The sequence below is a fragment of the Paenibacillus sp. FSL R10-2788 genome, assembly GCF_038003885.1.
In the GTDB taxonomy this organism is placed as follows: Bacteria; Bacillota; Bacilli; order Paenibacillales; family Paenibacillaceae; genus Paenibacillus_AQ; species Paenibacillus_AQ odorifer.
Genome location: NZ_JBBOQA010000001.1, coordinates 373,029 through 390,656, shown reverse-complemented (window position 1 = coordinate 390,656; position 17,628 = coordinate 373,029). Strand labels below are relative to the sequence as shown.

Sequence of the window (17,628 nt, the reverse complement as noted above, 5' to 3'; positions counted from 1 at the left end):
GTGAAGGCCTACGCTATAACATATACGATTACCTGAAAGAAGCAGGCGTTTCTATTCTTGCATGATCGGCTCCGACTTCTCTATGGTGCAATTACTTTTTTAATCATGCACTTTTGTGGGCATCTTTTTTCTTACGTCTAGCACTGTAGAGGATCGTACCCACGAATACCGCTATAAGGATTGTAAAGAATACGACATGCGGCAATTCAAAGCCAAAAGCACCCGCTAGCATCTTACCCGCAATAATGGCGATAAGCAGGAACGCTGCCTGTTCCAATTCAGGGAATTTATCAATAAGCTTCAAGAATACCTGCGCCACTCCGCGCATCATCAGAACTCCTAATATACCACCCATAAAGAGAACCCAAACCTGATCGCTAAGTCCAAATGCAGCAATGACACTGTCAATACTGAAAGCAATATCCATTAATTCAACAAGGAGAACCGTCTTCCAAAAAGAAGTGCCTTTATTCTCCGTATGCTCTTCGCCACTGCCCTTAAATAAACCTTTATATGCGATATAAAAGAGATACAGTGCACCAAGAACCTTAACCAAAGTAAACTTAATAAGAAATGTCCCTAGTCCAATGGCCAGGAATCTGAACAAATAAGCCCCTAAGATACCGTAGAAAAGTGCCTTTTTCTGCTGCTCCTTAGGTAGATGCTTAACCATAACGGCAAGCACAAGCGCATTATCTGCAGAGAGCAAACCTTCTAGTAGAATTAAGCTTCCGATAATCCCCCAGCTCACAGGATCAGAGAGCGTGCCTACTACATCACTCCATGAGAAAAAATGCCCGTAATTCTCACTAATATTTCTAAAAAAATCTGCGAACCAATCCATTACACTTTGCGCCTCCGGTAAAATCGATTATTTGCTGCCCGCAACCCAGCGCAGCCCCCATCCATAGGCTTCATCCATCTCACGATGACCACTGTAATATTGCACCAGCCGTTCAACACTAAATGTTTCATTGCTTACATTCCGGAATAACGCAATGGCACACATCCCTTTTCGGTTGTTATGCTCGTCCAAATTTACAATGATATCAGGTCCTCCGCCTTGTTTGATGGTGACAACCCCATCGGCCTCCGACCAGTTGGTTACCCCTTTATAAATAAAGGAAAACACTAGAATGCGTTCAATCTCGGAAATTTTGATACCATTTATACGCAAATTCTCACCAGTAGTTACGGAGCCTGTACGATCATCCCCATCAAGCATGACATAAGGAGGTTGATTTAAGGAGCCAAAGGCATTGCCTAACGCTTGTACCACTCCTTTACTGCCATTCTTCAGTTCATACAGACAAGCAAGATCTAGATCTACGCCATTTTTACGACTAAAGAGTCCGCCCTGTTTCTGGTTCCAGTTGAGATTAATCAACACTTCCCCTAAATCACCACTGGCTGATTTTTTCAAATTGATGGAATCGCCTTTTTTCTTCAGCTCGATTTTCTTCAAGTTGAGATTTATTGGCGAAGGCGGAGGTGTGGGTGGAGGGCTCTCTTCACGTTTCACTGGCTGCGCAGGCGGCGTTGCGAAGATTTGTGGTGGAATCTGCGGCTTAACCTCCGGCTGTGGAGCAGCAGGAGCAGGCTCCTCATTCGCTTCAATACCAAAGTTGCTGCATATCTCTTTCAAACCTCCGGCAAACCCCGCTGCAATGGCACTGAACTTCCATTCACTGTTATATCTATATAATTCCCCTACCACAATGGCCGTTTCCACGGAGAAAAGATTGTCGAGATCACATCGGAGCAGTTCCGCACCTGTTACTTGATTCAGAATCCGAAAATAGGCCTGACTTACTTGCCCAAAACTTTGACCCCTTTTCTCCCCATCATAGATGGTAAGTGTAAAGGCAATCTTCATCACATCGGAAGGAATCTTATCCAATTGAACTTCGAATTGCTTGCGGTCATTGAATCCTGGCACATCCTTATACCTAATATAAGAAGTGGCTGGATTATTATAAAATATTAAATCCTCGTCTTTACTTACCTTACCCTCTGATCCAAGCAGGAAAGCAGAGCTATCAATCTCCAGAGCAGCCGGAGCATTCCAGCCGATTTCTACGATTATAGAATGAAGTCCAGCATTGCCTTTGGTCAGATCAGCTTTTTGCCCTTTGACTACGTTAACACTCATTCTTACGCCACCTTTATAAATGGAGTAAACCAACCCATAATTTTGTAAAAAAGAACCCCACAAAGTGGAGTCTGTACTGCTCTAAATATTTAGAAAAAGGGCAGGATCGGTAATGACCCCGCCCACTTGGATGCTATTGCGCGTCCAGTCCATAGTTTCTGCATAAAGCGCTTAGACCGCCGGCAAAGCCACTTCCAATCGCCTGGAACTTCCAATCCGCACCATTGCGGTAGAACTCACAGAATACAACAGCTGTTTCAGTTGAGAAGTCTTCACCCAGATCAAAGCGAAGCACTTCACGATCATTAGAAGCATCTACCACACGTACAAAGGCATTGGAGACTTGTCCAAAGTTTTGTGCCCGAGTTTCGTAATCATAGATCGTTACCGTTATTCCGATGCGCTGAATATGAGCAGGGATTTTGCTGAAGTCAACAACAATCTGCTCATCATCTCCGTCCCCCTCACCCGTACGGTTATCCCCCGTATGAGTCAAAGAACCTGCGCCACCCGAGGGATTATTGTAGAATACAAAATCATCGGAGCCCTTGGCTTTACCATCTTCATGCAGTAGAAAGGCTGAAGCATCAAGGTCAAAATCTTGGCCGCCGCTATACTTATTAGTATCCCAGCCCAATCCTACTACTACCTTAGTCAAACCCGGATTAGTCTTGGTAAGATCAATCCGTTGTCCTTTAGAGAGACTGATCGTCACTGACAAAACCTTCCTTCATTATTCATTTGGTTCATCTTTGGCATATACAACGAAATTTATTGCAGGCCGTAGTCGCGAGTCAAACCGCTCAAGCCGTCTTTATAGCCGCTGCCGATGGCATTGAACTTCCACTCTGCACCATTACGATACAGTTCGCCTACAACAACACCAGTTTCAATAGAGAAATCCTCACCGAGGTCGAAACGAATCAGCTCTTCATTGTTCAGATCGTTTACGATACGTACATAAGAACGGGAAACTTGTCCGAAGTTTTGACTTCTTGCTTCAGCATCATAAATTGTAATAGTAAAAGCTACTTTGTCTACATCAGCAGGGATGTTCTGAAGATCCACTTGAACCTGCTCATCATCACCATCGCCTTCACCTGTACGGTTATCACCGGTATGAACAACAGAAGCATTTTCATTTTGCTTGTTATTGAAAAAAATAAAGTTTGTTTCTTTATCAACTTTACCACTAGCATTGGTCAAAAAGACGGATACGTCCAAATCGAAATCTTTTCCGCCGTCATATTTATTAGTGTCCCAACCAAGACCTACTGTGATTTTGGATAGACCTGGGTTTGTTTTCGTTAAATCGATCTTTTGACCTTTGGATAGATTAATTGCCATGATTACATACCTCTTTTCTTATATTTGGATTATACGTAGCGTTCTGCAAGTTGATTGATATGAGCGGCGTGGCTGCCTTCACCAATTGCAGCGAATTTCCATTCCCCACCTTGGCGGTAAAGCTCTCCACAAATAAGTGCCGTAAAACCTGTGTAGTTGTCTGATAAGTTAAATTTAATCAACTCATTATTCCCGGCAGCATTCATTACCCGAATATACGCTGATTTGATCATTCCAAAATCCTGTTTGCGATTCACTGCATCGTAAATGTTAACGACAACCAGAACCTTGTGAACATCGGCAGGAATGGCTTTCAAATTAACCATGATTTGCTCGTCATCTCCGTCGCCTTCACCCGTCAGATTATCTCCGGAATGAATAACCGAGTTGCAAGGACTTTGCTTGTTGTGGAAGCAGATCAGGTTACCCTTCTTAGTTAGCTTACCTTCCTCATTTAATAGCAGTGCTGAGGCATCACAGTCGACATTCGCCTGTTTCTTGACTCCAAAGAATCCCCGCGAGGCTTCAATCGGATCCCAGCCTAAGCCCACAATTACATTGGACAAGCCCGCATTACCTTTAGTCAAATCAATCTTTTGACCTTTTACCAGATTAATTCCAGCCAAATCAACGTACCTCCGTTTCCGATAAAAATCATTATCTGTTAGTCTAGCTTTTAGGTGTTATATCAGTGATACGATAAAGATTAAATTACGTTTCAACGAACTTTCATCTATGACTCCACCTAATTTATAAACTGAATTCGCTAGGGTTTAATCCCAAGACGCTACAAATATTCCGCACAACTGCTTTTTCATAGTCATCAAAATCGCCATCGGCCGATCCAATTGCCGAGCATACGCCCACGATTAAACGTCCTGCATCTGGTTTGCCGCTAAACTTTGCGATGGCCTTCAAAGCCTCTTGTTTCCCTATTTCCGGTGAGAATTCGAAGTTGCTTACATAATAGTTAAATTGAGCAATGACATCTCTCATGTCAAATACCTTCAATTCATTACTCATATTCATATAGCCGGCCATTTTATTTTTCTCTGCTTCTTCTATTTTACCGTCAGCCGCAGCCACCAAAGCGCAGCCCGCAACTACAGCATTCATAAAATCTTTATTTTTGAATTTTTTCACTTGATCTGTTAGTCCGCTTTTGGTTGTGTTTAACCAGTTTTTAAATGTGCTCATCGTATTCTCCCTCTATCACTGCAAGATTATGATAACAAAAGATATCCCCAGAGCCTCCTCTCCACGTTCCGACAGATTTTGCATATAAATCCCTGAAATAACCGTTACTCTTCTAATATACCTGATAAAATAACAAGATTCTACTTTCCACAAAATTACAGCACCTTTGATAGAAAGGAGCGTGTCCGTTCTTGCACAGGATTTCCGAACAGCTGCTCCGGACTTCCTTCCTCCACAATCTCACCTTGTTCCATAAACAGCACACGATCTCCCACCTCACGTGCAAAGCCCATTTCATGCGTCACCACGACCATCGTCATCCCCTCACGGGCCAGCTCCTTCATCACCGCCAGCACTTCCCCCACCATCTCCGGGTCAAGCGCTGAGGTTGGTTCGTCAAAGAGCATAATTTGGGGCTCCATAGCCAGCGCCCTTGCAATTGCTACCCGCTGAGCCTGCCCCCCAGACAATGAGGCTGGATACATCTCTGCTTTTTCACTTAGACCTACTTTTTGCAGCAGCTCCAGCGCTTTTTGCCGCGCTTTATCCGGAGACCATTTACGCACCTGAACCGGTGCCAGCATAACGTTCTCTATAACCTTCATATGAGGAAATAAATTAAACTGCTGAAACACCATCCCAAGCTCTGTACGGATATCGTTAATCTTCGTACTCGCCGCCATCAAAGAAGTGCCTTCAATTACAATCTCGCCCCCCTGCGGCTGCTCCAGTAAATTAAGGCAACGCAAAAAGGTGGATTTACCCGATCCGGACGGCCCAATAACCACCACTACCTCCTGACTGAAAATATCGATACTTATGTCGGCCAGCACCGTATTTGTTCCAAATGATTTATGTAAGTTCCGTACTGAAATCATAGGCTCCATCCTATTTCAGCCTCCGTTCAACGTAATTCAGCAGCTTGCTAAGAGAATAGGTAAGAATGAAATAAATAAGTGCCGCTGTCAAATAAGGCTCCCATATCCGCAAATATTGCCCTTTCATCGTGTTGGTCCAATACATTATTTCCGGTGCAGCCACCAAAGCCAGAAGAGAGGAGTCTTTCACAAGCACAATAAACTCGTTACCAAAAGCCGGAACCATCCGTTTGATCGCTTGCGGTAAAATAATAAATCTCATCGCTTGCCGATTAGTCATCCCCAGTGAAATAGCGGCTTCCCGTTGCCCACGATCAACCGACTGAATGCCCGCCCGAAAAATCTCAGCCGAATAAGCAGCCGAATTAAGCGACAGAGCGACAAACGCAGTGATTAGGGCGTTGGTTTTGCCGTAAAGCGGGGGAATCACTCCAAAGTGAACAATCAGAATCTGCACATACAGTGGTGTTCCCCGAAAAAAGTTGATATATGAATGAAAAGGCCAGCGCAAATACCATTTAGGAGCCATTTTGCCAAATCCGATCCCCAGTCCCAAAATAGAACCAAATAAAATAGAAACTACAGAAATACCGATAGTCAGCAATGTCCCTTTTAAAAGGACGGGCAAATAATGAATAATAATGTCCATTCTAAAATCCATAGGACTCTCCCCTTCTCTTCTTTATGTCATCTCTCTTTAAAAAAATAAGCATGCGCAATAGCTATCATTACGCATGCTTATTAGGTTCTTTCCTTATTTTGCGTTCAATAAGCTATCCAGGTTAGGTTCTTCGCCGAACCAAGTTTTGTAGATTTCCGTGTACTTTCCGTTTTCCAATACCTTCTTAATAGCCGGATCCAGTTTCGCTTTTAACTCACTGCCCTTAGGGTAAAGAATGCCGTAATATTCCGCTCCGAAGTTCTCCGTATCTACAATCCCCACCAGCTTCTGCTTAGGATTGTTTTTCATGTATTCACGTACAATGGCAATATCCGCTACGACCGCATCGGCTCCGCCGCCATTCAGTTCCATCAATGCCACCGCATTGCTGTCAAAACGTTTCAAGTTAGGGTTGTCGACGCCCATTATTCCGCTCATCAGGTCGTCTGCAGTTGTGGCCCCTTGTATTGCAACTACTTTATCTTTAAGATCAAGTGCATTTTTGATGTCGCTGCCTTCTTTAACCATGATCATATTGGTAGATTCGAAATAAGGGATGGAGTAGTCATAGGTTTCTTTACGTTCATCCGTAATGGATACTGAAGACAGCCCTGCTTGATACTCCGTTCCCTGCTTCACACTTTGAAGCATCGTTTCCCAGCCTGTGTTCGTTACGTCATAGTCTATTCCCGCTTCTTCCATAACTGCCTTAATAAAATCGATGTCGAATCCTTTGATTTTATCCGTGTCCATGTACTCCATAGGAGCGTAGCTGGCATCACTGGCAAACTTAATTTTCTCTGCCGGGGATTCGTTACCAGCTTTACTGTTATTTGCTCCACAACCTACCAATCCAACCACCACCAATGCGATAAAAACTGACATTAAAGCGCGACTTTTTATTGTCATATCTCCATACCCCCTATTTTTGGAAATAACTTAAAGAGATTTTAACAGATTAAAGGATTCATGACAATTAACTTTTCTATTTTATGTAAGGTTATATAACATAATATTATTATTTTATAAGTTTTATACGTACATCACTCTCAAAAAATTACCATCAAACACAAAAAGGCACTGCCAGAGATTGTATTCTCCCTAGCAATGCCTTTAGATTTAACCTTAAACCTATTAAAGTGTGATATCTCCATCATAAGAACCGATCAATTTATACAAATCCGGCCGGCGGTCACGGAAGATTCCCCACTCGATCCGTCCAACTTCCAAAGCATCCAGATCGAATTCGCTTACCAGCACGGTTTGCTCATCACGTCCAGCCTCAACGATTTTATTGCCCTGAGGACCTGCAATGAATGATGAACCGTAGAAATTAATGCTCGAATCCTCATCAATTTCTTCACCAATACGGTTGGAAGCCACGACTGGAATAAGATTAGCAGCTGCATGTCCAAGCATACAGGTCTGCCAATGATCCTTGGAATCGATCGATCCATCCTGCGGTTCAGAACCAATAGCCGTTGGATAGAACAGAATTTCTGCTCCCATCAGGCTCATTACTCTAGCCGCTTCTGGATACCATTGATCCCAGCAGATACCTACGCCAATCTTGGCATAACGAGTGTTCCATACCTTAAAGCCAGTATCTCCCGGATTAAAGTAGAACTTTTCTTCATAACCTGGGCCATCTGGAATATGACTCTTGCGGTATTTACCAAGCACCGTTCCATCAGCATCGATTACAGCAAGTGAATTGTAACGCGCGTAATTCTTTTTCTCATAAAAACTAATTGGCAGCACCACTTGCAGCTCCTTGGCTACTGCTTTGAAATGATTAATCGCCTTGTTATGCTCAAGCTCTGTTGCGTATGCGTAATAATCAGCTTTCTCTTTTTGACAGAAATACGGAGTCTCAAACAGCTCCTGCAGCAAAATTATTTGCGCACCCTGTGCTGCCGCTTCTCTGACCAATGTCTCGGCTTTGCTGATATTCTCATCAATATTGCTGGAACAACTCATTTGTGTCGCAGCTACTTTTACATTTCTCAAGAATCTGTCCTCCTTGTATATAAATGTCCCTTTGGACGTTTAGTTTCCTTCAAATTATTGCTGTGCAGGCATTTGCTGCGTAGTGCAATGTACATTCCCGCCTTCGGTGATAACGGCCATTCCGTTAACTGTACGAATCTTGCGATCCGGGAACAAACCAGCGAGCACTTTCTCAGCAAGTGTATCCGTTTCTGTTGCGGTGCCGCCAAACACAGGCAAGATAATTCCGCCGTTCACGAAATAAAAGTTCAAATAACTGAGCGTCAGACGACTGCCGTCATGATCGACCCGTGGTGGCTGCTGAATCTTGATAATCTCCAGCTTACGCCCTTTGGCATCTGTAGCGTTCTCCAGAATACGCAGATTTTCTTGCGTAATCTCATAGTTCTCATCCTGCGGGTCCTCACAGACCTGGATAATAACTTTGCCTGGTGCAGCAAAACAAGCAATATTATCAACGTGACCATCGGTTTCATCGCCGCTAAGGCCACGTCTCAGCCAGATAATAGCTTCTGTACCTGTATAGTTCCGCACGTACTCTTCGATCTCTTCGCGCTTCAGCTCCGGGTTGCGGTTTAGGTTAAGCAGACACTCTTCTGTAGTAAGCAAAGTGCCTTCTCCATCCGTATGAATCGAGCCACCCTCCATCACAAGCGGTGCATCAAAACGGGTGATCTGTGCATGCTCCAGAATCTGCGGAGCCACTTCGTCATCCAGATCCCAAGGTGAATATTTACCGCCCCAAGCATTAAACTTCCAGTTCACACCTGCCATTTGTCCTTCTTTATTAACAATAAAGGTAGGTCCGTTATCACGCAGCCAAGCATCGCTATGCGCAATAGGCAGCAGCGTTACATTCGGTCCGCCGACCAGATGTTCTACCCGCTCCACGTCCTCCGGGTTCACAATGACCGTGATCGGTTCAAACTCGGCGATGGCTGTGATAATGTCAGCATAACCTTGACACACTGACTCGTGGTTGTCCGGGAAACACATAGATTCCTGCACCGGCCAGGAGATAAAAGTACGTTCATGCTTGCCCCATTCCGGTGGCATTGTATAGTTCAAATCTTTAGGATTCATGTGTTAACTACCTTTACTAATATATTTGGAGCCATTCCTGCCCTTAAAACTCCTTCCTCATCATACAATAATATGTTCTAGTGCTCAATTCCCTGGGACATTAATAATGTTGGAAGGAATTTTTTTGTTCGCAGCCCCCATTTTACAGTTAAAAAGTTTAAGTTTCATCCGTTACAACGAAGCTAACAGAACCCAATTCCCCAAAAAGCTCACTGAATTCATACACGGTAACGCTGTTGCTGACGTTGTCCAATCCCATGACAATTATTTTTTCCTTGGCGTATTCAGCGCATCTGGCGTCCTCCTGTCTCATAGCAGCTCCAATATGCCGTTTCTAGTTAGCGGCGTCTTTCTGGGTTCCGCATTATGGTGGATGGGTTTGACAGGGAGCACCGCTTTGTTCAGAAACAACATAATGTCAGGACGTTCGAAACAGCTCTTGTTCAACAAACTATCCGGATTGGTAATGTTGTCTTTCGGCATTGTCGCCCTTATTCAATCTCTCAATCTTCAGGAGTTCCTTTAAACGATCCCTCTCACTATACGGTAATCTTTTTTACCACATTGCCTTCAAAATCCTTAACGATAAATTCCCCGCCCTCTAGAACAGCATAGGAATTAGGATTATTCTCTTTAGGCAGCGATATGGAGCCGGGGTTCAGCACGTACACTCCCTCCTTTACATCGGCAACTGGTATATGGGTATGTCCCTGAATAAAAATATCCTTCTCGGAAAGCGCCGGCAAATGCTCAATGCTAAAGCCATGACCATGTGTAGCGTAAATCCGTTTGCCTTCGTGCAAAAGCATTACATAATCGCCCATCATCGGGAATTCCAGCAGCATTTGATCTACCTCGGCGTCACAGTTTCCACGCACTGCGGTTATCGGCTTGTTTTTGTTATATACGTTAAGCTTATTAGCAACCTCTTGTGGGTTATAGTCCTTCGGCAGCGGATTTCTTGGACCATGATATAGGAAGTCTCCTAGAATAATAAGACTGTCCGGCTGCTCTTCTTCTACCTTTTCCAAAGCCCGTTCCAGCCAAAATAAAGATCCGTGAATGTCGGAAATAAACATTAACTTCATCATGTATTCTCCTTTTCAACTTAACTTAAGTAAATATGCGCTTAGACAATAATCTTAACCTTGAACATACCACAACGCAAAGCAGACGTTCCCAAAGGAACGCCCTGCTCGCTATATCTTAACACTCACGGCAAATTCGAGGATCCCATCAAAAAGCGGTCTACTTCGCGCGCAGTCTGACGCCCTTCTTCAATAGCCCATACTACAAGGCTTTGCCCGCGCCGCATATCACCTGCTGTGAACACACCTTCTACATTGGTTGCTTGTGCTCCGAACTCTGCTTTGGCGTTCCCCCGCTCATCGCGTTCCACCCCAAGCTCGCCCAGTACAGTTTCTTCAGGCCCTGTGAATCCCAAAGCCAGCAATACCAGCTGCGCTTGCAGGGTCTCCTCACTGCCCGGCACTTCGACCGGTACCATTCGTCCCTGTTCATTACTTCTCCATTCAATGCTCACTGTACGCAGCTCCTGCACTTGCCCGCCCTCATCGCCGACAAACCGTTTCGTCGAAACCAGATAACGGCGTGGATCTTCTTTATACAGTGAAGCGGCCTCATGCTGACCATAGTCCACTTTAAGCACCTTTGGCCATTCCGGCCAAGGATTGTTAGGCTGACGAGTCAGCGGCGCCTGTGGCATAATCTCGAGCTGTGTTACACTGCGGCAGCCGTGGCGGATTGAGGTGGCCACACAGTCTGTTCCAGTATCCCCACCGCCGATTACAACTACATCCTTACCTGCTGCAGATAAATACTCGCCATCTGCAAGCCCTGAATCCAGTAGGCTCTTTGTATTCAGCGTTAAAAACTCCATAGCTTGATGAATTCCACGCAGATCACGTCCTTCTATCGGAAGATCACGTGCCTGTGTAGATCCACCACACAGTACCACAGCATCATGCTCTGCCTTGAGCTGTGAAGCTGGGAGATCTCGGCCGATCTCTGTTCGAGTTACGAAGGTAATGCCCTCAGCCGCAAGCAGATCCACCCGGCGCTGCACAGTCTTTTTATCCAGCTTCATGTTGGGAATACCATAGGTAAGCAGACCGCCAATCCGGTCAGCCCGTTCATACACAGTCACCGTATGTCCAGCCTTATTAAGCTGTGCCGCACAGGCAAGGCCTGCCGGACCTGAACCCACTACAGCAACCTTCTTACCCGTGCGATGAAGTGGCGGCTCAGGCACAATCCAGCCTTCTGCAAAACCTCTATCTACAATTGACTTCTCAATAGATTTAATGGTGACAGGTTTGCCGTTCATCCCTACCGTACAAGAGCCTTCACAAGGAGCAGGACAGACACGGCCTGTAAATTCAGGGAAGTTGTTTGTCTTATGCAGACGTTTTAGCGCTATCTCCCAATTTCCACGATAGACCATATCGTTCCATTCAGGAATCAAGTTGTGCAAAGGGCAGCCGGAAGCCATACCAGACAACAGACGTCCTACATGACAGAATGGCGTACCGCAATCCATACAACGTGCCCCTTGCTCGCGCAGCTTTTCTTCATCCATAGGAATCGAAAATTCATTCCAATTCTTAATTCGCTCCAATGCCTCACACTCGGAGGGTGTCTGTCGTTCAAACTCTAAAAATCCGGTTGCTTTCCCCATCTCTTTCATCCTCTCTACCAAAGAAAAGTACTCTCTGTCACTTTCTGCTGTTATGCCACTCTAAAGCGCCAAAGTAAATGCCTTAATATTAGCATCCTAGATCTTTAACGAAAATGAGTAATGTCACCTTTTTATGTAAAATAAAAGCATCCTTTCAAAAGAAAGTTCCGCGCAAAAAAGCACACAGCGCACTGTACTCATTGAGCACAATACTCCGTATGCTTTTGACGAATTATCTATAACAAACCATCTAGTTCACCGTCAGCACTACCATTCCAATCCCACTTACATTTAGCTTATTACCCGTCAGATTCTGCACAAGATCGGCTCCAAAAACCGTTTTCCATGCCCCGAGCTGTGGCAGAACCAAAGTCGTCTGTTCAACATTAGCATTAAAAAGCACATAGATATGCTTCGCCGCATCTCCTCCAGCATGGCCACGCAGCGTATAAGCTACCGAGCTTACCGGTGCTTTTTCAAATACTAGATGATTCCGAATGTCATCTGCCGTTCGCATACGGAAAGCCGGATGCGCTTTTCGCAAGGCAATTAGCTGCTTCAGATAAACCACATCGTCTTGATGAGCAGCGCACAGTTCCCAATCCAATTGGTTGATCTTCACCGAGGATTTATAGCTGTTCTCCACCCCGTTTTTCGTGCGCATAAATTCCTGACCCGCATGGACAAAGGGGATTCCCTGACTCATGAACACTATCGCAGAAGCTAATCTATGCATAGATTGGCGCTGTTTGTCCGTCTCCCCTTGTGTGGACAGTAATATTTTATCCCATAACGTATGATTATCATGACATTCCACATAATTGACGGTTTGCTGAGGCTCCACGGCAAATTGTCCAATGCCTGGGGCAAAAGCAATGCCTCCCGCGACCCCGGCCTTTATCGCAAGCTCCAGACCCATCATTCCGCTGATGAAGCCCGGTTGATCATGCAGAAAGATATTCCCTTTAATTGCATCCCGGAAATCATCATTAAAATGTCCGATTCCCGGCAAAAGCGCCGCATTCTTCTGATGGGCAAGCCGCTCCATCGGCAACTCTGTCCCCATCATCCAACCTTCACCAATCGTCATGATGGACGGGTCAATCCCATCCAGACGACGCCGGATTTCCTCCATCGTGTCGAGATCAATCAAGCCCATCAGATCAAAACGAAAACCATCGATATGGTATTCTTTGGCCCAATAAACTACGGATTCCACAATGAAGCTGGACATCATCAATCGTTCCGAAGCCACGTCATTCCCGCAGCCAGAGCCATCCGACAGGCTTCCGTCTTGCTTGTAACGCAAATAATAGCCGGGAACCAGCTTGGTAAAATTCACGCGGTAGCCATCGTACACATGGTTGTAAACCACATCCATAATGACGCGGAGGCCCCGATCATGAAGTGCTTGAATCATTGTTTTTAGTTCACGGATACGCACTCCAGGCACATAAGGATCTGTAGCATAGGAACCTTCTGGCACATTATAATTCTTCGGATCATAACCCCAGTTATAATGCGGTTCATCCAGCCTCGTCTCATCTACACTCTCTGTAGAATAATCATAAACAGGCAATAGCTGCACATGGGTTACACCGAGGTTCGCGATATGATCGAGTCCAGTGAGAATACCCTCCGGTCCGCGGGTCCCTTCTTCCGCCAAAGCAAGATATTGTCCTTTATGGGTCATACCACTTGCTGGATGGATAGATAAGTCACGCAAATGAAGCTCATAAATGATGGCATCTACAGGATCATCCAGGAGTGGTTTATCTTCCGTCCACCGCTCAGGATCTGTTTTGCGTAAATCTAAAATAGCTCCCCTATCACCGTTCACTCCTACAGCACGTGCATAAGGATCAGCCGCCTCATTCCACTGTTCTCCAAGACGTACTCGGTAGGTATAGAACTTGCCATCTAAATCACCGTCAACTGTAATTCTCCACGTGCCCCGGATATCACGGATCATAGAATACTTACACTCGGCTGCTCCCTGCCATGAATTATAAAGTACCAGCTCCGCTTCTTGAGCGGTGGGCGCCCACAAACAAAAAGCTGAACTACCCGGTGAGTACGTTAGGCCAAGATCGTCCCCATCATAGCTGAATAACTGATCAAACTCCTGAGCAAACACGGAAATCCCTCTAGTAGCCGCAGGGTCCCCATAATAAATGGGTTCCTTCATTTCCCTTTGTACGGACAAAGCACCTATCCCCTTTTCCAGTTATTAACTGGATTATAGTATGATCGTCTAAGTAGTGCAAACGTTTGGACTCAAATTTTTCAAGCTATTTTGTCAGGACAACCCCTCTACCTCGATGCATCTGCAATATCTAACCCGACCATCGTAATAATGTCTTTATTTGCAAAATACGGAATACGCCGTTCTTTACCTAGAGTAACTCTACCATCCTTGTACCGCACACCATTATCGTGAACAATCAGGGTAGGACGCTCTCCGTCATCAAATACCTCATATCCTATACCTAGTACCCAATGGTAATCGTAAGTAAACTTGCCTCTCCACCGCAGACGAAACCACTTATCAAATTTAACAGCCACAGGCCGGCCGGCATCAATTTCTGTTTTATATACTTCAAAATCATTAAACGTAGTAATGAGTAACTTTTGCTGATCCTTAGGTAAAGTCGATGAATGGATATAGTTCTTCAGTTCTTTGGTAAAACAGCGCACACTCATCCCCCAAGGTCTTCCGCCGTGATGGCTGTATATGTAATTAATATGAGCGGCTTTGGAAGGAAAATGACCTTTCCCCCGAATAAAGTCCGCTCCGAAATGGGTGTTCCAATACTCCGTTAACGCTGCCATCGTAGCTGGGCCACACGCAGAGGACGGGGATTCGACCCCAACCTCCCACTGTGTATATGGCTCCGCAGGCAGTTTGTTGCTAATCCGAGGCTGTCTATGCTTCATTCAGATAGATCCCCTCTTAAAGGGCTAGACTTAGGAGTAATATGTGGAGTCGCCTCCGGAAGTAAAATCACATTTGTACCGGCATCCAATTCTCCTTCTACAGCTGTTGCCCCTTCCATTGTTGTCTCCCGTTCTTCTGTCTGCACTGTATCTTCCACATCTATCTCAGCTTTACTATCAGGATTGATCTGCAGCGTGAAATAGAAATTAGAGCCCTCTCCTTCACTGCTCTCTACAGCGATGGCTCCGCCCATCAGCTCAACGAGCTTTTTACAAATCGCCAGCCCCAATCCGGTCCCGCCATATTTGCGGTTAAACGAGGAATGCAGCTGATAAAAAGACTGAAACAGCCGATGCTGCTTCTCTAGAGGAATGCCGATTCCCGTATCCCTAACATTAAATTTCAAAGTTAATTTCTTTTGATCTGCGGACAGCTTCTGCTCTACGTAAATACTGATACTGCCCCGATCTGTAAACTTGATTGCATTGCTGACCAGATTGACCAATACCTGACGCAACCGCCCGGCATCGCCCATAATCAGTGGCGGCACTCCAGGTGCCATGCTGCATGATAACTGAATATTTTTCTCCAAAGCCTTCGCTGTAAATAGATCGATTACGCTGTCCAATACGGCTTGAAGCTGCACGGGCTCATTTACAATCATCATTTTTCCGGCTTCAATTTTGCTGTAATCCAGTATTTCATTCAAAATAGATAGGAGCGAGCTGCTGCTCTCCTTAATAATGTCAGTATATCCAAGCTGTTCTTCATCAAGCTCCGTCTCCGCCAGGAGATCCGTCATCCCTACAATTCCGTTCATCGGAGTACGGATTTCATGGCTCATAATAGCTAAGAACTCAGACTTAGCCTGGTCTGCTTTTTCCGCAGATTCCTTCGCCCGAATGATTTCCTTCTCATCCGTGATGTCCCGGAACACTACAACAACACCCTTCGGCTCCCCCTTATCAAACAGAGGGGTTACCTGATATTCCGCAAGAAAGCTAGAACCGTCCTTACGCCACAAGACCGCATCATTACTCTGATAAGATACACCTGACTTAATAGCCTTCATTAGTGGAGATTCCTGCGGCCGATAATGGCTCCCATCGAGTGCTATCTGCTGAATTTGATCCAAATAAGGATGGCCCATAATTTCATCATGTTCATAGTCCAGCATTTGCAAACCTGCAGGGTTAATGAACGTCACCTTCTCCTCCATGTCGAGTCCAAAGATGCCTTCCGAAACTGCATTTAAAATAAGAGTGTACTCATTGCTAAGCTTCTCAATTTGTTCTGTATAACGGATGCGCTCTGTAATATCACGGGAAATCCCATACACACCTACTACTTGATCATCTACAATAATCGGAATATTGGTAGTATTAATCTCTACAAAGTGTCCGTCTTTATGAATAAGCGTTAGATCATAGCTTTGAGGATAACCCTGGGCGGCTAAGTTAAAATGATACAACGTCTTCTCTATGTCCTTCTCATGGACAATGGGGCCAAAGTACATTCCGATCAGTTCATCCAGCGAATACCCGGTCAACTTCTCCAAATTCGCATTGGCGGTCAAATAATCTCCATGCAAATTCATAGAGTACACGGCAGATGGATTATATTCGAACAAAGATTTATACCGTTGCTCGCTCTCCTTAAGCTTGAACTCGAACTGCTTGCGCTCCGTAATTTCACGTCCAATCGCTATAATCTCCATGACATTCCCCTCATCATCATAGGTATAACGACTGCTCGACTCGAACCAGACATAGGTGCCATTCTTATGGCGGTAGCGGTAAGCTACAGCCGGAATAACGCCAGAGCTGCGGCTCTGCTCCATTAAACCTTGCATCATAACTAGATCATCCGGATGGAGATAATTATAGGCGCTTGTCCCAACCATCTCTTCAGGTTCATAACCAAGCAGGGTACGACTAGCCGAAGAACAATATAAGAAAATACTGTCTTTGACCGCATGACGCGAGATTAAATCCAGTGAATTCTCGGACATTAATCTATAATTGCGTTCACTTTGACGAATTTGTTCTTCCATTTGCTGCTGCTGATCCAGATGATCCACCGTTTCCTGAGCTGCGATCTTTAGTTCCGTAATATCCTCGGCATATACTATAATATACGAAGGCGCTTGTCCTTCTTCTGCTCCTAACCCAGAGAACATGAGAGACAGGCAGACGGGTTGACCTTCTTTGTTTAAAAAACAATGCTCCTTCTTCCAGCTGCCCGCTGGCGATTTCTGAAGCTCATCCATTACCACTCTATAGGAGAGCTCTTTTGAATGTGCCTCTCTATTTTCCGATTCTGTAAAAAGAGCCCCGGCAAGAAACTCGGCTTCCGTAAAGCCAAGTAGATTGCAAAAAGCCGGATTGACTTTTATCCAGTTGAAATTGCCGTTATTCGAAAACAGTACGGCCATTCCTTCTGGAGACCTCATAAATGCATGATCCAGAATTGCGTTAAATTCTACCGAGCTGCCCATTTAAGCCAGACCTCCTTTGTTGCTAGCGCTAAAGCTCTCATACCTTCTTATGTCAGTATACGATAAGAGAACTGGGGAAAGAAATGTCTAGCGCATTATTTTAAATTGGAAATATTTAAATTTAAATTATTGACGCAAGCAAATAAACAACTTATATTTAACAATAA

The 17,628-nt window shown here is 44.9% G+C and carries 17 protein-coding genes; 1 reads left to right on the top strand and 16 read right to left on the bottom strand.

Going from position 1 to position 17,628, the window contains the following annotated elements:
* Positions 1-103 precede the first annotated feature (103 nt).
* The 11 genes from NSQ50_RS01750 to NSQ50_RS01700 form a co-directional block, all read right to left on the bottom strand.
* The gene (locus NSQ50_RS01750; RefSeq protein WP_036687425.1) at positions 104-844 is read right to left on the bottom strand and encodes a TerC family protein; all 741 of its coding nucleotides are present in this window, start codon (positions 842-844) and stop codon (positions 104-106) included.
* Positions 845-871: 27 nt separating this feature from the next.
* Positions 872-2,152 (bottom strand): TerD family protein, encoded by a 1,281-nt coding sequence (locus NSQ50_RS01745; protein ID WP_038568304.1) that lies wholly within the window; start codon positions 2,150-2,152, stop codon positions 872-874.
* Positions 2,153-2,285: 133 nt separating this feature from the next.
* Entirely contained in the window at positions 2,286-2,867 is a 582-nt protein-coding gene (locus tag NSQ50_RS01740) for a TerD family protein (protein ID WP_036687422.1), read from the bottom strand.
* A gap of 56 nt (positions 2,868-2,923) precedes the next feature.
* Positions 2,924-3,499, bottom strand: coding sequence for a TerD family protein (locus NSQ50_RS01735; protein ID WP_036687420.1), 576 nt, complete (start codon positions 3,497-3,499; stop codon positions 2,924-2,926).
* A 29-nt stretch (positions 3,500-3,528) separates the two neighbouring features.
* Complete coding sequence (locus tag NSQ50_RS01730; RefSeq protein WP_036687418.1) at positions 3,529-4,125, bottom strand: TerD family protein; 597 nt, start codon at positions 4,123-4,125, stop codon at positions 3,529-3,531.
* 124 nt (positions 4,126-4,249) lie between these two features.
* Positions 4,250-4,696, bottom strand: a complete 447-nt coding sequence (locus NSQ50_RS01725; RefSeq protein ID WP_036687417.1) for a tellurite resistance TerB family protein — start codon at positions 4,694-4,696, stop codon at positions 4,250-4,252.
* A gap of 155 nt (positions 4,697-4,851) precedes the next feature.
* Positions 4,852-5,574 carry an amino acid ABC transporter ATP-binding protein gene (locus NSQ50_RS01720; protein ID WP_038574023.1) on the bottom strand — a complete coding sequence of 241 codons (723 nt, stop codon included), beginning with the start codon at positions 5,572-5,574 and terminating at the stop codon, positions 4,852-4,854.
* A gap of 10 nt (positions 5,575-5,584) precedes the next feature.
* The gene (locus NSQ50_RS01715; protein ID WP_036687415.1) at positions 5,585-6,235 is read right to left on the bottom strand and encodes an amino acid ABC transporter permease; all 651 of its coding nucleotides are present in this window, start codon (positions 6,233-6,235) and stop codon (positions 5,585-5,587) included.
* 93 nt (positions 6,236-6,328) lie between these two features.
* Entirely contained in the window at positions 6,329-7,138 is an 810-nt protein-coding gene (locus tag NSQ50_RS01710; protein WP_370510592.1) for a transporter substrate-binding domain-containing protein, read from the bottom strand.
* A 231-nt stretch (positions 7,139-7,369) separates the two neighbouring features.
* Positions 7,370-8,245: an N-carbamoylputrescine amidase gene (gene aguB / locus NSQ50_RS01705; protein ID WP_036687411.1), complete on the bottom strand. Its 876-nt coding sequence runs from the start codon at positions 8,243-8,245 to the stop codon at positions 7,370-7,372.
* Between the two features lie 54 nt (positions 8,246-8,299).
* A complete protein-coding gene (locus NSQ50_RS01700; protein WP_038568299.1) occupies positions 8,300-9,328 on the bottom strand; it encodes an agmatine deiminase family protein in 1,029 nt (342 codons plus the stop codon).
* Positions 9,329-9,434: 106 nt separating this feature from the next.
* Here NSQ50_RS01700 and NSQ50_RS31535 point away from each other — a divergent pair, with 106 nt between their 5' ends.
* Positions 9,435-9,854, top strand: a complete 420-nt coding sequence (locus NSQ50_RS31535; RefSeq protein WP_370511394.1) for a hypothetical protein — start codon at positions 9,435-9,437, stop codon at positions 9,852-9,854.
* Positions 9,855-9,867: 13 nt separating this feature from the next.
* Here NSQ50_RS31535 and yfcE read toward each other — a convergent pair whose 3' ends face one another.
* The 5 genes from yfcE to NSQ50_RS01670 all read right to left on the bottom strand — a co-directional run bounded on the left by yfcE (position 9,868) and on the right by NSQ50_RS01670 (position 17,461).
* On the bottom strand, positions 9,868-10,416 hold the full coding sequence (yfcE, locus tag NSQ50_RS01690) for a phosphodiesterase (protein ID WP_036687408.1): 549 nt from the start codon (positions 10,414-10,416) through the stop codon (positions 9,868-9,870).
* 125 nt (positions 10,417-10,541) lie between these two features.
* A complete protein-coding gene (locus NSQ50_RS01685) occupies positions 10,542-12,026 on the bottom strand; it encodes a glutamate synthase subunit beta (RefSeq protein WP_036687407.1) in 1,485 nt (494 codons plus the stop codon).
* Between the two features lie 250 nt (positions 12,027-12,276).
* Positions 12,277-14,232, bottom strand: coding sequence for a type I pullulanase (pulA, locus tag NSQ50_RS01680; protein WP_038568292.1), 1,956 nt, complete (start codon positions 14,230-14,232; stop codon positions 12,277-12,279).
* A 107-nt stretch (positions 14,233-14,339) separates the two neighbouring features.
* Positions 14,340-14,963, bottom strand: a complete 624-nt coding sequence (locus NSQ50_RS01675) for a C39 family peptidase (protein WP_036687404.1) — start codon at positions 14,961-14,963, stop codon at positions 14,340-14,342.
* A complete protein-coding gene (locus tag NSQ50_RS01670; protein WP_051491506.1) occupies positions 14,960-17,461 on the bottom strand; it encodes a PAS domain-containing hybrid sensor histidine kinase/response regulator in 2,502 nt (833 codons plus the stop codon). The genes NSQ50_RS01675 and NSQ50_RS01670 overlap by 4 nt, the downstream gene beginning before the upstream one ends.
* Positions 17,462-17,628: the final 167 nt, after the last annotated feature.

Bases quoted from the DNA above. Each gene is read 5' to 3' on its own strand.
- NSQ50_RS01750 (WP_036687425.1), bottom strand. From the start codon at position 844: ATGGATTGGTTCGCAGATTTTTTTAGAAATATTAGTGAGAATTACGGG.
- NSQ50_RS01745 (WP_038568304.1), bottom strand. From the start codon at position 2,152: ATGAGTGTTAACGTAGTCAAAGGGCAAAAAGCTGATCTGACCAAAGGC.
- NSQ50_RS01735 (WP_036687420.1), bottom strand. From the start codon at position 3,499: ATGGCAATTAATCTATCCAAAGGTCAAAAGATCGATTTAACGAAAACA.
- NSQ50_RS01725 (WP_036687417.1), bottom strand. From the start codon at position 4,696: ATGAGCACATTTAAAAACTGGTTAAACACAACCAAAAGCGGACTAACA.
- NSQ50_RS01720 (WP_038574023.1), bottom strand. From the start codon at position 5,574: ATGATTTCAGTACGGAACTTACATAAATCATTTGGAACAAATACGGTG.
- NSQ50_RS01715 (WP_036687415.1), bottom strand. From the start codon at position 6,235: ATGGATTTTAGAATGGACATTATTATTCATTATTTGCCCGTCCTTTTA.
- NSQ50_RS01700 (WP_038568299.1), bottom strand. From the start codon at position 9,328: ATGAATCCTAAAGATTTGAACTATACAATGCCACCGGAATGGGGCAAG.
- NSQ50_RS31535 (WP_370511394.1), top strand. From the start codon at position 9,435: ATGTTGGAAGGAATTTTTTTGTTCGCAGCCCCCATTTTACAGTTAAAA.
- yfcE (WP_036687408.1), bottom strand. From the start codon at position 10,416: ATGAAGTTAATGTTTATTTCCGACATTCACGGATCTTTATTTTGGCTG.
- NSQ50_RS01685 (WP_036687407.1), bottom strand. From the start codon at position 12,026: ATGGGGAAAGCAACCGGATTTTTAGAGTTTGAACGACAGACACCCTCC.
- NSQ50_RS01675 (WP_036687404.1), bottom strand. From the start codon at position 14,963: ATGAAGCATAGACAGCCTCGGATTAGCAACAAACTGCCTGCGGAGCCA.
- NSQ50_RS01670 (WP_051491506.1), bottom strand. From the start codon at position 17,461: ATGGGCAGCTCGGTAGAATTTAACGCAATTCTGGATCATGCATTTATG.